Raw genomic sequence first — 14,751 nt, 5'->3', positions numbered from 1 at the left:
GTCGTTTTTACGCGTCGCCGTCGCTCAGCTTCCAGTAGCCGGCGGCTTTGACGAAATCTTCTTCCAGCCCGAATTCGTCCAGCAGCACCCGACGCAACTTGCGCGACAGGCCGGATTCCGTGGCAACCCATGCATACAGCTTGCCCTCGGGCATCTCCAGGCGGCGAACGACGTCTGTCAGGCTTTGCTCGCCGCGCACAATCCAGATCACATCGACCTGCGCCGCACTCTGGAAAGTCTGTTGTTCCTGTTGATTGGCCACCTCGACCACCACCAGTGCAGCACGACTGGCGGGCAGCGACTCCAGACGCCGGGCAATGGCTGGAATGGCCGTTTCATCGCCGATCAACAGATAGCTGTCGAACATGTCCGGCACTACCATCGAACCCTTTGGCCCGGCGATGTGCAGGAATTGCCCCGGCTTTGCCTGTGCGGCCCAGGTCGCCGCCGGACCTTCGCCATGCAGAACGAAGTCGATGTCCAGCTCGCCGCTGGTTTCGTCGTAGCGTCGCGGCGTGTAATCACGCATGGGCGGGCGTGGCGTGTCCTTGTCATCGGCAGGGGTCAGGTCTTCCAGCGCTGCCTGTTGTTCCGGGGTTTGAGGGAAGAACAGCTTCACATGGTCATCAGTCCCCAAGCTGATAAAACCCGCCAGATCAGGGCCGTGCAGCGTAACGCGGCGCATCAGCGGGGTCAGGTCGGTGACCCGCAGCACTTCCAGCTTGCGACGCTTGATTTCATGCATGACGCGATGGATCGATTGTGGCGAATTCATTCGGTTGTCTCCGAGGCAGACTGAGGCCCATCGACAATGGCCTTGGCGGTGGTATTGAGCAAATCGCTGACCCTGAGGATTTCTTCCGGGCTCCAGCGACCGTGGTGCATTTGCAAGGCATGCCGCAAATTGTGTACCGCTTCGTGAATCTCGGGCGGACGGTCATGGCCGCGCAACGAACGCTTGCTGACATCGATACGTGTCCGCACGCCCTCAAGGGCAACGGCCTGGTCCTGCAGCGAGCTGCGCCCAGCTTCAGTGACGGTGTAAAGCTTCTTGCCGGCCTGGGCGTCGCCAAGAATCATTTCGCTTTCTTCAAGAAAGGTCAGGGTCGGGTAGATGACGCCAGGGCTCGGGCAATAGGCGCCGTCGAACAGACCCTCGATCTTGCGGATCAGGTCGTAGCCGTGAGCAGGTTGCTCGGCGATCAGCGCCAGCAACAATAATTTCAGGTCCCCTGGGGCAAAGACCCGCGGGCCGCGTCCACCGCGTTCGCGGCCAGGGCGCTTTTCGAAACCGTCGCGGTCCTCGCCTGCTTCACGAAGGTGGGGCGGACGATGATGGGGAGGGGGTTTGTCTTCACGCATTTTTTTCATCTCTGGTTACACGTTAGATATACCTTAAGATATATCTAATTGTGTTGGCAAGAGACAGGGACGAACGGTTTTCCGGGTCAAGCACCCTTGGGCGGATCAGGTAGTCGGTTATTGCACATGGCCTGTCCGTGGTTTTCCAGATAAGGCGTCAGGATCGGCGCCATGCCTTTGAGTACCTGCACTGGCAAGGCTGAGGTGAAGCGAAAACCCTCTGCAGCGCGCCCCGGCACGAAGGCAGTCAGTGCGCCAAAGTGGTTGTCGCCGATGTAAAACACGAAGGTCGCGGTGCGGTTGATCGCCCTGGAGCTGAGAATGCGTCCACCCGCACCAATGCTTTCGATCCGATTGTCCCCCGTGCCGGTCTTGCCTCCCATCGCCAACACACTGCCGTCCTGCATCTTGAAGGTGCCTTGCACGCGTTTGGCGGTACCGCCGTCGACCACCTTCGACAACGCTTCGCGCATTGCCGCCGCCACTTCGGAAGGCAAGACACGCTGACCCAGTTCCGGATTGATGGTCAGGTTCGTTTCGTATGGCGTGTCGGCGGCGAAACGCAATGAGTCGATGCGCACCGGCGGCAGGCGAATGCCGTCGTTCTGAATGATGCCGATCAGCTCGGCCAGCGCCGCCGGACGATCGCCCGAGCTGCCGATTGCCGTTGCCAGCGAAGGCACCAGGTGATCAAACGGATACCCCACGCGCTGCCAGCGCTGCTCGATATCCAGAAACGCCTCGACCTCCATCATGGTCCGCACACGACTGTCGCGAGCGCCTTTGTGGCGACTTTTGAACAGCCAGCCATAGACTTCCTGACGCTCGAAGCGACTGGCCGCCGCTGCATCCTTGAATTGCGCGTCCGGATGCTTGAGCAGGTAGCCCACCAGCCACAGATCCAGCGGGTGAACCCTTGCGATATAGCCTTGATCCGGCAGGTTGTAAGTGCCCGGACCGTAGCTTGTGTACAGATCCGCCAGGCGCTTGTCGGTCAGCTTCGAGCTCGCTCTGGTTTCTTCCAGGTGAGCGCGAACAAACGCATTGAACGCGGCCTGATCGGCGCTCGGCAGCAGGTAGCGATGCACGGCGGCGAGGCGAATTGCAGTCGGATGGATACCGTCCAGAAAAGTGTCGAGCCGCTCCTGCGTGGTCTTGTTCTTGTAGCGTTTCCAGAAGCGCAGCAGGAACACCGTGCCCTCCCGATCGGCAAACTGGCTCAGGTATTCCTGGCGGCGCGGGTCGTCATCATCCTTGAGCAGCGAAGCGCTGTTATTGGGCGCCTGATAAGTGCTGTAGCGCACGACGTCGCGCATCAGGCGAATGAACGGCAGGTTGATCGATTCACGCAGCGACTCGCGCAGGGTTGGGATTCGCTCGTTGTCTTCACGGCGAAAATTGTTGAAACGGTGCATGCCGCCGCCGGTAAAGAAGGCCTCGGCAGGGCTCGCCGAGTAGGTTCGGTCCAAGGCCGAGGAAAGCATCTTCGCCAGGTTGCGATCCGTGTTTTGCATCAGGTAATCCAAAGCCCAGCGAGTCAACCGGTCAGGCTCCTCGACGGGGACCTTTCTCAACTGCGCCGTGCTCATGCCTGCATAGCGCCCGTGTAATTCGGCGATGATTTCCAGGTAGGTCGTCAGCACGCGCATCTTGGCAGTGGAGCCCAGTTCCAGCTTGCTGCCTTCGTTGATGTCGAAAGGCTGATCGGTGCTGTCGGTCTGCACCCTGACCCGCGAACCGTCTACGCCGCGCTCGAACAAGGTAAAGCTGTAGCGCACCTGCGTCGTGCTGGCCGGGGTCAGCAGACGCTCGCCCATCAAACCGACCCTGGCGGCAAACTCAGGGTTGGCCAGATCACGCAGGTACTGGCTGACGCTGCGCTGCAACTCGCCGTGCAAGGTGCTGGTGGCAGACAGGTCCAGACGGTCCAGGTCGTAAAGCGGACGGTTGAGCAGGTTCGACAACCGGGTGCGGGCGACACTGATGCCCTTGTTGGTTTCAATCGGTTGAATGGTCGGCTGCTGTGCCCAGTCGCGGTAGGTCACCGTTGCTGTCAACGCGGCATCGGCCAGAGGTTTATCAATGACATTGGCCTGAGCCAGCAAGCGAATGTGGCTGTCGGTCAGCTCTGCCAGCTCCGCACGACCCTTGGCCAGATAGTGTGACGGACGGCGCTGGGCAATCACCAGTGATAGCACCTCACGCAACGCCAGCGCTTTTTCAGCCAAGCCCTTTTGATCAGTGGGGCTGGACGCCAGCACTTCATTGGTTCTGGCGAAGTCCACGCCGAACCAGACCCGCAACCCCTCGGCCAGACCATGCACTTCACCGTGGCCCGGCACCGCAGAAAGCGGCACGCTGTTCAGGTAATCACGTACTACCCGCTGGCGCACTGCAAGGGTCTGCTCGCCGGGTTGATAGGCGCGCACGCTGGCGGAAATCATCTGGCGCAGTTTCTCCGAGCCAGACTGTGTCAGCCCGTCGGGTGAGTGACGGTATTTCTCCAGCTGGGTCGCGAGCGTGCTGCCGCCGGCAGATTGGCCGGGCAGGGCGAATATCTTCGCCACTTGCGACCATGCGGCCTTGGCAAAACGCGGCCAGTCCACCGCCGGGTTGGCCAAGGGCTGCTGCGGGTCGAGCAGATCGCGGTTCTCGATAAACAGCAGGCTGTGAACCACCAGCGGTGGAATGTCGGCGAAAGTCGGGTAAAGCTGTTGCGGATACCTGTATTCATACAGTGGTGCACCGCGGCAATCGGTGATCGACAGCCCGGCCTGAATTTTTTCCTCATAGGGAACAAAGAAACCGCGCTGCACATAGCGACGCAGTTCGGGGGAAAAGCGCGTCTGGCGCGTAATCACGTAGTCACGCTTGAGCAGGCGCGGCAGAAACTCATCCAGCGATGAGTAGCCGAGACGCTTGTCGAACGGCCCGTCACCGGGGTAGATCACCTCGTTGCCTGGCCCCGTTTGCATCGAATAGCTCAGGCTCGCCGCAAATCGGCTGAACTCCCGCGCCTGTAATCTGGAGCTGCGGCTCTCCATTGCCACAGCGACGCTCAGCGCCAGCCCGGCCAACACTAAAATCCCCCAGAACACCCACCAGCCGTATCGCCTGCGACGCGGCCGCTTCGGCGTTCGCGGATCGTCCTCACGGTCGGCGGACATCATGTCTTGCTTGCTATCGGAATGCCGAAATACGCCCATAGTCGATCGTCCGGTCATCCTGTAAACGCACCTGATCTCAGCTTAGACGCTGGTTGAGGTTATGGGGAAAATTGTCTGGTGGTTTTCGCGCTTGATTGTGGGGCTACGCAGAGGGACGTGATTCGGGTGCTTTTTTTGTCTAAGTCAAGCGCCTGCTGCAACGCATTTGTTCGTTGACAGCCGTTTGTGTAACAGCTTGTCCCTCAATCAATGATAGTAGTCAAACGCTCAATTAGTTATTTTGTAGAAGGTTTCTGATAAGTGTTTCTGTCGCTTGATCTCGATTAAAACAGCTGATTACGTCCGGGTTTGTTAGTGGCAATGATGCCCTGCGTAATCAATCAATACTATCGAGATTAATAAGATGAAGAATAAGAAAGACAAAGCGCGGCGTGTGCTTTTGTCCGGACTGCTATTGGCAATTTCCTGGCATGCGATAGCGGAAGTAGATGAAACCTCTGCCAGCATCGAGCAGCCTCCACAACTGCATCAGGCAGTTCCTGATGCAAATGGTTCTACTCCTGTCATGCTGTCGGATAAGCTTCATCAGATCAACAACTCTCTGGAAAGTACTACCGCGGTTCATCAGTATGATTTTACTGCTGTGCGTGGACAGAATGTACTGATCACTACCCCGGACAGCGACTATAACCAGAAATGGAAGTTGGAGTATCAGGTGGAGGGTGGGGAGTGGCAGCCCAAGCGACATAATGGTGCGGAGAAAGTCACTGGGTTGAATGCCGGGACCCAGGTCAGTGTGCGTATTCTTGCTACAGACGGTGCCGTGTTTGATAGCACCGGCTATAGAGTGGTGTTCGGTTCTTTTCCTCATTTGAACTATGATTTGCATCATGAGGCGGGTTTCAGGTTGATTCCGTATGGTTTTACCGATCCTCCTTTTCTAGCGACTCAGGCGCTTACGGAGGCGATGCTGGAAGCGACCTTTACAGACAGCAAAGCTTTTCCATTGGAAGGTGGGGTGATGGGGTTTTTCCTTGAAGTCGAAAATGATGGCGACATGACGTACACATCGGACAGCTCGGGGAAGATCATGCAACTGATAAAGTTTGGCCGATGTGAAGGTGGAAAACTCGCTGACAACTTCACGTATTATAGCGAGAACGGTAGAGAGACCTGGAGTACGCGCTATCAGGTAAAAAGTTATAGGGCGAATAATGTACTGCCGGAGCAGTTGGCAGATAAGCCGCACACGTATAATTTTGGCCATGTTTGCAAGCGCTGGTTGACTAATTGGTCCAGGAACTGATTCAGATTTAAACGCTCTGCCTTGGAGGACCCAGGCAGGGCGTTTTCTATTTTTGTAAGCAAGGCCGGTGTGTCAAAAAAATCCTTTTTCTAGTGCTGATAGATCAGGGGTCGTAAAAACCCTGGCTTTGATAGATCAAGCATGAGTGTCAATGACAGGCGTGCGCTCATCCTCACGTGTCGGCGCATTGCGCTCCACTTGGTAAAGAATTGTGTTGATGAAATTCCCGATGTGGTTGCGGCCGAATACCTGTCCGTAGTCAATTATTTTGCTGTAATTCTCTAGATTGAGCGTGTGCTGCTTGTCTGGTTTTTCCGTGTGGTGGTCGACGAACTCCATAATGCTTTTGGCGTTCTTGCTCAAGCTGTCTTTCAACGACTGACGCTCGTTCAATTTCTCGGTCAGGTAGCTGAATTCTGCAGGGGTAAGTACGTTACCAGGGTCGGTGACCTGGATGCTCTCGTTGAAATTCAGTGTGAAGCCAAACTGCTTATTTGACAGTTCAAGATTCAGGTAAGGAAGCTGCTGTTTGAATTCGTGGTAGTCATCATACATGCTGCACATTTCAGCGTTCGTTGTTTTGATGAGCTCCCTTAGGTATTTGTCTTTTAGGTCAGCAAGATTTTCTTCGGAGAGCATTTTGTAGAATGAAGCGATTTCACCTTTTGAGTTTTTTGTGAGCCAGGGAGCGTCCTCATATCGGTAGAACTCTTCATTGGGGTTGCGTTGTTTCTCAACCGGTTTAGCTGCTTTTTCGGGGTTCTTGTCTGGTGCGGTGGTTTGTCGTAAAAGTGGCTGCTTATGAGTACTGCTGGTGGGGGAGCTAATATTCATTTTGAAACGCCCTTCGCTGTTAGTGATAACTCTCTAACGGCATTACGCCGGAAAACTTTGCCTGATAAGCTTGTAGGACTTTTCCTTAGTTAGCAGGGGGTGTTTTTTTGTAGGAAGATTCCTTGGGTTTTATGCAGCGGTTGACTAGACGTCCGGCGCTCTATCAGGTCAATTTATGGTGTGGCGAGGCTTTTGTCTCGCCAGACTGCTTCATCAGACAGCCAAAGAAATATAAGGGAATCTCGTTTTTCAGCGTTGCTTTGAACTTGTTGTACCCATTCGTTGTGTCTGTTTTTTTCGCTGGTGTTCATGATCTTTCCATAGTCGATAACGTCCTGGAAATTACTGATGTCCAGATTGTACCGGCCGCCGAAGGTCTCGTGATCATGGTCCACCAAGGTCATTATGGTTTTTGCGTGATACTTGACCTGCTCTTTGAATTCTCTGAACTCATTAATAGAGCGTGTGAGGACCGATTTATCATTTTCAGTCAGGCTATTGTCGTAATCAATTATCTTTATTGACGCACTTGCATCCAGAGTGAAGCTAAATTTTTACTTGCAATTTCAGGATAGAGTTCCTTCAGTTACTCTTGAAGGCTGCTGTAAGTGATCTCCATCAAAGCGAGGTCCAGGATCTCTATTAGTTTCTTTTCGGCTACGTAGTCAAGCCGGTTTTTTATATGCTCGCTGACGGGCTCCAACAACCACGGCTCCTTCTGCTGTTCGTAAAACTTTTTTTCTTTCGTCAGTTTTGCTTCGGATGCAAGGATGTCCTTCGTGCTGACCTCTTCTGTCGGTTCTGCCTTACTGGCGCCGTATGGCTGCGTCATCAGTTGCAGGGTACTTGCCTGGTTCGGGATTCCATTGATGTTCAAGACGTTGCCCTCCGTTTAGTCTCTAGACGGATAGCGGCCCATTCCTGAAAAACTTGGCCTGATAAACCAGTAGGATATTTCCGAGAGGGCGTACAAACGTGATGCTGTTCTCAAGTAATCAACAGGCGGGGTGATTTTCCCAAGTGTTTATTCAATTCCAGCCCATTGGCCATCAGCATCATCAAGGCCAGCCCCACAATCGCAGTGGTGACTTGAATTGGCCGGGTATCTCCGCCCAGCGCGTTCGCCATATCTGCCAGTGGTGCGAGCAGGACGCCCAGGCAGAAGACTTCCAGCGAGTAACGACCCATGCGACAGGTCTGGCGGGCCGGCCAGTTTTCCAGCCAGGTGTTTGAAGTTGGCAACAGCCGGGCGACTACGTAGACCAAAGCAAGGAAGTGCAGCAGGCGCGCAGGTGCCAGGTCGGTCTTGCTGATCGGGTACAGGGCGTCGAGGCGCAGGGTCGTTACCAGGGCGGCGTGCAGATCTGGCCATTTTTCGCTGAAGGTGAGGACTCCGGCGATCAGTACATAGACGGCAGCCATCAGGAAAAGAGGCTGTCGGCGCAAAGGAGGGCGTATGACTGTTGTCGATGTTTCGCTGCGCAATGCGCAGGCCCCGCCGAGAATGAACAGCAGCTGCCAGGCCACCGGGTTGAAGTACCACACACCACCGCCTTCATAGGCGCGCAGGTTCCAGCCAAACAACGGCACCATCAGGTACAGGGCAATCGACAGGCCGACCGCGACTTCGAGATTGCGCAGCATCAACGGCAAGGTCAGGGGCAAGGTCAGCAGCAGGACGATGTACAGCGGCAAGGGGTCGGTCAGGTTGGGTTTGAAGCGCAACAGCAGTTCATCGGCCAGCGCCTGTTGCGGGTTACCGACGAAGTACTCGAGGCCCATTTGCTGGACCATGTCTCGGGTCTCGACATGATTATTGGCAACAAAGACGATGCCCATCAGCAAGGTCAGCAGAAAGATATGCACCACGTACAGCACCCAGGTGCGACGCAATATGCGCACCCCGGCCACCAGCATGCCATCGCGCCGGGCAACGCGCCCATAGGCCATGACCGCTGCGTAGCCGGCGAGGAACACGAAGACTTCCGCAGCGTCGCTGAAGCCGAAGTTGCGCAAGGTCAGTTGCGCCAAGGGGTTGTCCGGCACGTGATCCCAAAAGATGAAGATCAGCGCCAGGCCGCGAAAGAAGTCGATTCGATGATCGCGTCCGTTAGTCATAACGGTGGGCTCTTGAAAGTGCTAATGAGTAGAGATCGGCCACACGGGCTCAGGTTCCGGGCCAGCGACCAGTGACGTTCGGCGGCGCGGCAGGGTGCCGCCATACGCCGAAAATTGCAAAAGCGGGCTATTACAGAATGTCTCCAGCGCTTGTGTCTCAATGGTTCCGGGCGACATCCGGCCCGCCCGGATGTTCGATCACACTCGATAATGTCAGCAATCAACAGCAATCATTCTCATCTGGTGATATGTTACTGTATAACGGTTGCAGTCAACTCACTGGAGAAACAGCCATGAAACCCGATATCCATCCCGCATACCGTACCGTGCTGTTCCACGATACCGCTGCCGACGCTTACTTCCTGATCGGCTCTACCGTGGACACCGACCGGACGCAGAAGCACACCGACGGCACGACTTACCCTTATGTCGCGCTCGACGTCTCCAGCGCCTCACACCCGATGTACACCGGGCAGCAGCGCAAGACCACCACCGAAGGCCGTATCGCAGGTTTCAACAAGCGTTTCGCCGCTTTCGGCTCTGGTAGCAAGAAAGAAGCTGCAGAGGCTCAATGAGTCGTCTGACCTCCCGGTCATGGGCATTTCGAGTGAATTACCCATGACCGGGATTTTTTTGTCTGAATTTCAGGTGGATGGCTCATCATCTACTGGACTAACGGCCGACATTGCTTTTATCTTCGCGGCCTGAAAAACAGGAGTAGCCGCTTTGAAAAAGTCAGTCGCCATCGTTTTCGGTGGGCAATCCAGCGAGCATGAGGTTTCGTTGCAATCGGCACGCAACGTGATCAATGCGATTGATCGTGAGCGCTATGCGCTGACCCTGATCGGCGTCGACAAGCTGGGCCGTTGGTTGCGCTTCGAGGAAGCCGATTACCTGGTCAACGCCGATGATCCCGCGCGAATCAGGCTGAGCGCATCGGGCAAGCAACTTTCTTTGCTGCCAGGCCGCACCGGCGGGCAGTTTGTCGAGGTCGAGACGGGCCAGCCGCTGCCAGCGATCGACGTAGTGTTCCCGCTGATCCACGGCGCGTTCGGTGAAGACGGTGCATTGCAGGGGTTACTGCGGATGCTGGCCATTCCGTTCGTGGGCGCAGATGTTCTCTCATCGGCAGCGTGCATGGACAAAGACGTGACCAAGCGCCTGCTGCGCGACGCAGGCATCGACGTTGCACCGTTTTTGGTGCTGACCCGTGGTCAGACGATCGACTTCGCCGATGCGGCCGCACAACTGGGCTTGCCGATGTTTGTCAAACCCGCCAATCAGGGCTCTTCGGTAGGTGTCAGCAAAGTGTCTGACGAGGCGGGTTTTGCCGCTGCACTGGCGCTGGGGTTCGAGTTCGATCACAAGTTGTTGATCGAGCAGGGCATCGTTGGCCGGGAAGTGGAATGCGCAGTGCTGGGCAATTTTGAACCACAGGTCAGCGTCTGCGGCGAAGTCATCGCCAACGACGAGTTCTACGCCTACGACACGAAATACCTGAACGGTGACCAGGCGCGCATTGCCATCCCTGCCGACATGCCTGTCGATCTGAGCGACCAGGTACGTGACGTCGCACTTCAGGCTTATAAGGTGCTGGGTTGCGCCGGGCTTTCAAGGGTCGATTTCTTCGTCACCGAGGCGCGTCAGATCATCATCAATGAGGTCAACACGCTGCCCGGTTTCACGTCGATCAGCATGTACCCCAAGCTCTGGCAGGCCAGCGGCCTTACTTACGCCGAGCTGATCCATCGGCTGATCGTGCTGGCTCTCGAGAGGGCAGAGCAGGCGCGGCTGCTCAAGACCGAGATATTCGCATGAAGGTCATCAGCATTGCGGCAGCGCTGTTGATCGGCGCGGATGGCCGGACCTTACTGGTACGCAAGCGCGGTACTCAGGCGTTCATGCAGCCGGGCGGCAAGATAGAGCCTGACGAACCGGCACCGTTGGCACTGGCCAGAGAGCTTGAAGAAGAACTCGGGCTGGTCATTGATCCACGACAGGCCGCGTTTCTGGGGGAGTTTGCGGCACCTGCTGCCAACGAGCCGGGGTTTGAGGTTCGTTGTCAGCTTTACGAGGTCAGGACGGATGCCGAAGTAAAGCCCGCCGCCGAGATCGAAGAAGCGATCTGGGTCGGCGCAGACCGCCTTCCGGATCTGCATCTGGCACCGTTGACCCGCGATTTCATACTGCCGTTGTATCGCCAGCGGCAGGCAGACAACATCTGAAAATTCGCCGTCCTGGGCCTCGCGCAGGACGGCGCTGTCAGCGAACCGCGCTCACGCCGTCCAGGGTCGAGAACGAGGTGTCTTTGGCGGTCAGCAGAAAATCGCGCATGTACGGGGCGTCGAGCATGTCGGTGCGAATAGCCGCGTACAGCGTCGCGAACAGCCCTTTGTCTCCCAGTCGCTTGGCCTTCACATAGCCCCGTGAGCTGTATTCATGCAGCGCCCAATGGGGCATGCCGCAGACCCCGCGTCCGCTGGCGACCAGTTGCATCATCATCACTGTCAGTTCCGAGGTCCGCACTTGGGCGGGCTCGATGTCGGCGGGCTCCAGAAAGCGCGTGAAGATGTCCAGTCGATCGCGCTCCACCGGGTAGGTGATGAGCGTTTCAGTGAGCAAATCCTCGGGAACGATATACGCCTTGCTGGCCAGTGCGTGCTGATTGGCCACCGCGAGCATTGCTTCATACGTGAACAGCGGCACGTAGGTGATGCCGGGCAATTCCAACGGATCGGACGTCACTACAAGGTCCAGATCGCCTCTCGCCAGCGCAGGCAATGGCGCGAACGAGAAGCCGGAAGACAGGTCCAGCTCGACTTCCGGCCAAGCGTCACGGAACTGGTCGATGGTCGGCATCAGCCACTGAAAACAGCTGTGACACTCGATTGCCATGTGCAGGCGTCCCGCCGTACCGCCAGCCAGACGAGCAATGTCGCGCTCGGCACTGCGCAGTTGCGGTAGCAGCGCGTCGGCCAGTTGCAGCAGGCGCAGACCTGCACTGGTGAAGCGCACCGGCTTGGTCTTGCGCACGAACAGCGGCATGCCCATGCGCTCTTCCAGTTCCTTGAACTGATGGGACAAGGCTGATTGCGTCAGGTGCAGGCGTTCGGCGGCTTCTACAAGGCTGTCGGCCTCACGCAAGGCGTGCAGGGTTTTGAGGTGGCGTATTTCAAGCACCGTCACGGCTCCATGAAAAGTATTTGTGATCAACGCGAAAAAAATGAGTTTGTCTCATGTTGCGTCGGCTGTCGACAATAGCGCCATCTTTTATGGAGGACGCACCATGGCCCAGACCCCACACCCTGAATGCCTGCGCATCGGCGCAGATCGTGAACTGCAGCAGGCCCTTCAGGCTTTCTGGAAAGACGATCAGGGTGGGGCGGCCATTGGTGAAGCCTCAGGTTGCGCATTGCGCACCTGGTTGCGCACGCATCATCCGGAGCTGGTGCCGCAACTCAAGCATGACCTGCGCTTCCAGCCAGACTGGCAGCCACTGCTGGCAGACGCCAGCGACGCTTGTGAGCACGGTCGCAAACCTGCGTTGATAGGTCCGCTGACACTGCTCTGGTTGAGCGATATTCAGAACCGCGAGCATCAGGGCAATGACGTTGATCGCCTTGAATGGCTGGAGCAGCTTCTGCCTGTTTATGGCGAGATCTTCGGGCGTCTGGCGGCACGCGGCGTCGAGTGGGTGCAGATCGACGAACCGATCCTCACCCTCGACCTACCGCTGGCATGGACCAACGCCTTCGAGCGCGCCTACCACATTCTTCAATATTCGCCGCTCAAGAAGCTGGTTGCCACGTATCACGGCGACCTGCGCTGCAACCTCGGCGTTGCGGCATTGTTGCCGGTTGCCGGCCTGCATCTGGACAGCGTCAGTGTGCCGGAGCAGCTGGCTTCGGTGTTCGACCGCCTGCCTACTTACAAAGTGTTGTCCTTGGGCGAGTGCGATCAGCATGAAGGCTGGCGTCACGAATCGCTGCTGGAAGCACGTGCCCGTTTCGGCGAAAACCTGATTGTGGCCGATCAGGCAGCTGCCTAGAGCAAAACGGTTTAACGACCGCTCGGCGCCATTCATCAAACTGTCACGCAACTGTGGCAGCGCGCCTGGAAAAACATCATCAGACTCGCGGCCTACTGGGGATCTGTTTTTTGGTGTTTTTCATGCGGGTTTTAATTTTTCTGGCCGCGCTTCTGTGCGGCTTGCCGTCTTTTGCGGCCGATCGTTGTGATGTCAATGCTCCTGTACAGTTTGCTGACCTCAAGGAAGTACGAATCGCCTACCAAAGTATTGGCAGCGAGTCCGACCCTGCCTTGCTGCTGGTCATGGGGCTGGGTGGGCAACTGATCCATTGGCCGGACGAAGTCGTCGTTGCGCTCTGCCAGCAGGGGTATCGGGTGATTCGCTATGACAACCGCGATGTCGGTCTGTCGACTTGGGTGCAGCAGCCGGCCGATGCGAATCTGACCTTCGAAGTGTTGCGCTACAAGCTCGGCTTGCCCGTTTCGGCACCTTACTCACTCACCGACATGGCCGACGATGCGTTGGGCCTTATGGACGCGATGCAGATACGCCAGTTTCACGTACTGGGTGCGAGCATGGGCGGCATGATTGCCCAGCACCTGGCCGATCTGGCGCCATCGCGGGTCGAGAGCATAACGCTGATCATGACCAGTTCCGGTGCCCAGGGCTTGCCGATGCCCAGTGCGGCATTGATGCAACTGTTGGCACGTCGCGGCGCACCGAACCGGGAAGTGGCCATCGAGCAGCAGGCTGACCTGCTGGCTGCCCTGGGCAGCCCGCAGGTCAAGGATGATCGTGAGCAGTTGCTGCATCAGGCTGCGGTTTCTTATGACCGGGCGTTCAATCCCGAAGGCGTCAAGCGTCAGATCATGGCGATTCTTGCCGAACCCAGCCGGGTCGAGTTGCTCAACCGCCTGCGTTTGCCGGTACTGGTGGTGCATGGCACGGCCGATCCGTTGCTGCCAGCCATGCACGGTATTCATGTTGCTGCGCACATCCAGGGCAGTGAGCTACGCCTGATTCCAGGGTTGGCGCATCGTTTTCAGGAAGCCTTCAAGGCGCCGTTGCTGGGCGCAGTGCTGCCGTACCTGAAAGCGCAGCATGAAGATGGCCGCAGCCTGGCCCAGTTGTGAAGCCTGCCCGGTTGTCAGGCACAGACAGAGGTGTATCGTGTGGCCTTTGCTTATTGAAAAGGGGCCATCATGACAACTGCACTGAAGATCGATTTCATTTCCGATGTTTCCTGCCCCTGGTGCGTCATCGGCCTGCGCGCACTTGATCAGGCGCTGGACGCGCTAGGTGATGAAGTGCAGGCGCAGATCCATTTTCAGCCATTCGAGCTGAACCCGAACATGCCTGCCGAAGGGCAAGACATCAAAGAGCACATTGCCGAGAAGTATGGCTCTACGCCTGAGCAGATCGAAGGTATTCACGAGACGATCCGTGAGCGCGGTGCCGAACTGGGTTTTGAATTTGCCAAGGGGGAGCGGCGCATCTACAACACGTTCGATGCGCATCGTCTGCTGCACTGGGCGGAACAGGAAGGCAAGCAACACGCCTTGAAAGAGGCGCTGTTCGAAGCCTATTTCAGTGACCTGAAAGACCCCTCCAATCATCAGGCCCTGGCAGACACTGCGCAGAAGGTTGGTCTGGACCGTTTGCGGGCACAGGCCATTCTGGACAGTGATGAATATGCTGCGCAAGTCCGTGAGGCCGAACAGCTCTGGACGTCACGTGGCATCACGTCGGTGCCAACCATGGTCTTCAATGACCAGTACGCAGTTTCGGGTGGGCAGCCGGTCGACGTGTTTGTGAGCGCGATCCGGCAGATTGTCAGCGATTCGAAATAACTCGACGCCGGCTTGGACGCAGAGCGGCGCTACCCGGCAGAGCGTCGCACAATAGTCGAGATCATCGTTCCTCACGCTCTGGTA

Annotated in this window: 13 protein-coding genes and 1 pseudogene; 7 read left to right on the top strand and 7 right to left on the bottom strand. The window is 56.9% G+C overall.

Annotated elements, in window-relative coordinates; all coding sequences use genetic code 11:
• Positions 1–7 precede the first annotated feature (7 nt).
• The 3 genes from I9H09_RS18480 to I9H09_RS18470 form a co-directional block, all read right to left on the bottom strand.
• Entirely contained in the window at positions 8–775 is a 768-nt protein-coding gene (locus tag I9H09_RS18480; protein ID WP_122323868.1) for a siderophore-interacting protein, read from the bottom strand.
• Entirely contained in the window at positions 772–1,371 is a 600-nt protein-coding gene (locus tag I9H09_RS18475; RefSeq protein WP_024671667.1) for a PadR family transcriptional regulator, read from the bottom strand. The genes I9H09_RS18480 and I9H09_RS18475 overlap by 4 nt, the downstream gene beginning before the upstream one ends.
• 77 nt (positions 1,372–1,448) lie before the next feature.
• Positions 1,449–4,568, bottom strand: a complete 3,120-nt coding sequence (locus I9H09_RS18470) for a transglycosylase domain-containing protein (RefSeq protein WP_183142493.1) — start codon at positions 4,566–4,568, stop codon at positions 1,449–1,451.
• A 364-nt stretch (positions 4,569–4,932) separates the two neighbouring features.
• Between I9H09_RS18470 and I9H09_RS18465 the strand changes: the two genes are divergently transcribed.
• Positions 4,933–5,835: a hypothetical protein gene (locus I9H09_RS18465; RefSeq protein WP_122347588.1), complete on the top strand. Its 903-nt coding sequence runs from the start codon at positions 4,933–4,935 to the stop codon at positions 5,833–5,835.
• Positions 5,836–5,970: 135 nt separating this feature from the next.
• Here I9H09_RS18465 and I9H09_RS18460 read toward each other — a convergent pair whose 3' ends face one another.
• The 3 genes and pseudogenes from I9H09_RS18460 to I9H09_RS18450 form a co-directional block, all read right to left on the bottom strand.
• Positions 5,971–6,669, bottom strand: a complete 699-nt coding sequence (locus tag I9H09_RS18460) for a hypothetical protein (RefSeq protein ID WP_183130700.1) — start codon at positions 6,667–6,669, stop codon at positions 5,971–5,973.
• Between the two features lie 213 nt (positions 6,670–6,882).
• Positions 6,883–7,501, bottom strand: a pseudogene (locus tag I9H09_RS18455) (hypothetical protein).
• Positions 7,502–7,656: 155 nt separating this feature from the next.
• The gene (locus I9H09_RS18450; RefSeq protein WP_122323871.1) at positions 7,657–8,787 is read right to left on the bottom strand and encodes an OpgC domain-containing protein; all 1,131 of its coding nucleotides are present in this window, start codon (positions 8,785–8,787) and stop codon (positions 7,657–7,659) included.
• Between the two features lie 293 nt (positions 8,788–9,080).
• On the opposite strand from I9H09_RS18450, the gene I9H09_RS18445 reads away from it, so the two are divergent.
• The 3 genes from I9H09_RS18445 (at position 9,081) to I9H09_RS18435 (ending at position 11,012) form a co-directional block, all read left to right on the top strand.
• Positions 9,081–9,362, top strand: a complete 282-nt coding sequence (locus I9H09_RS18445; protein WP_005889299.1) for a type B 50S ribosomal protein L31 — start codon at positions 9,081–9,083, stop codon at positions 9,360–9,362.
• Positions 9,363–9,513: 151 nt separating this feature from the next.
• Positions 9,514–10,605 (top strand): D-alanine--D-alanine ligase, encoded by a 1,092-nt coding sequence (ddlA, locus tag I9H09_RS18440; protein WP_024671663.1) that lies wholly within the window; start codon positions 9,514–9,516, stop codon positions 10,603–10,605.
• Positions 10,602–11,012, top strand: coding sequence for an NUDIX hydrolase (locus I9H09_RS18435; RefSeq protein WP_024690248.1), 411 nt, complete (start codon positions 10,602–10,604; stop codon positions 11,010–11,012). The genes ddlA and I9H09_RS18435 overlap by 4 nt, the downstream gene beginning before the upstream one ends.
• Before the next feature lie 37 nt (positions 11,013–11,049).
• On the opposite strand, the gene metR is transcribed toward I9H09_RS18435, so the two are convergent.
• A complete protein-coding gene (metR, locus tag I9H09_RS18430) occupies positions 11,050–11,967 on the bottom strand; it encodes a transcriptional regulator MetR (RefSeq protein WP_005889306.1) in 918 nt (305 codons plus the stop codon).
• 106 nt (positions 11,968–12,073) lie between these two features.
• On the opposite strand from metR, the gene I9H09_RS18425 reads away from it, so the two are divergent.
• The 3 genes from I9H09_RS18425 to I9H09_RS18415 all read left to right on the top strand — a co-directional run bounded on the left by I9H09_RS18425 (position 12,074) and on the right by I9H09_RS18415 (position 14,667).
• Positions 12,074–12,835, top strand: a complete 762-nt coding sequence (locus I9H09_RS18425) for a uroporphyrinogen decarboxylase/cobalamine-independent methonine synthase family protein (RefSeq protein ID WP_183130701.1) — start codon at positions 12,074–12,076, stop codon at positions 12,833–12,835.
• A gap of 122 nt (positions 12,836–12,957) precedes the next feature.
• Positions 12,958–13,950, top strand: coding sequence for an alpha/beta fold hydrolase (locus I9H09_RS18420; protein WP_122347593.1), 993 nt, complete (start codon positions 12,958–12,960; stop codon positions 13,948–13,950).
• A gap of 69 nt (positions 13,951–14,019) precedes the next feature.
• On the top strand, positions 14,020–14,667 hold the full coding sequence (locus I9H09_RS18415; protein WP_053479393.1) for a DsbA family oxidoreductase: 648 nt from the start codon (positions 14,020–14,022) through the stop codon (positions 14,665–14,667).
• Positions 14,668–14,751: the final 84 nt, after the last annotated feature.

Source organism: Pseudomonas tremae (assembly GCF_023278125.1).
GTDB lineage: Bacteria > Pseudomonadota > Gammaproteobacteria > Pseudomonadales > Pseudomonadaceae > Aquipseudomonas > Aquipseudomonas tremae.
Note: the sequence above shows the minus strand (reverse complement) of the source record. Positions and strands in the feature narration are given on the sequence as shown.

Coding starts and splice junctions, on each gene's coding strand:
- I9H09_RS18480 (WP_122323868.1), bottom strand. CDS start 775: ATGAATTCGCCACAATCGATCCATCGCGTCATGCATGAAATCAAGCGT.
- I9H09_RS18475 (WP_024671667.1), bottom strand. CDS start 1,371: ATGAAAAAAATGCGTGAAGACAAACCCCCTCCCCATCATCGTCCGCCC.
- I9H09_RS18470 (WP_183142493.1), bottom strand. CDS start 4,568: ATGGGCGTATTTCGGCATTCCGATAGCAAGCAAGACATGATGTCCGCC.
- I9H09_RS18465 (WP_122347588.1), top strand. CDS start 4,933: ATGAAGAATAAGAAAGACAAAGCGCGGCGTGTGCTTTTGTCCGGACTG.
- I9H09_RS18460 (WP_183130700.1), bottom strand. CDS start 6,669: ATGAATATTAGCTCCCCCACCAGCAGTACTCATAAGCAGCCACTTTTA.
- I9H09_RS18450 (WP_122323871.1), bottom strand. CDS start 8,787: ATGACTAACGGACGCGATCATCGAATCGACTTCTTTCGCGGCCTGGCG.
- I9H09_RS18445 (WP_005889299.1), top strand. CDS start 9,081: ATGAAACCCGATATCCATCCCGCATACCGTACCGTGCTGTTCCACGAT.
- I9H09_RS18435 (WP_024690248.1), top strand. CDS start 10,602: ATGAAGGTCATCAGCATTGCGGCAGCGCTGTTGATCGGCGCGGATGGC.
- I9H09_RS18425 (WP_183130701.1), top strand. CDS start 12,074: ATGGCCCAGACCCCACACCCTGAATGCCTGCGCATCGGCGCAGATCGT.
- I9H09_RS18420 (WP_122347593.1), top strand. CDS start 12,958: ATGCGGGTTTTAATTTTTCTGGCCGCGCTTCTGTGCGGCTTGCCGTCT.
- I9H09_RS18415 (WP_053479393.1), top strand. CDS start 14,020: ATGACAACTGCACTGAAGATCGATTTCATTTCCGATGTTTCCTGCCCC.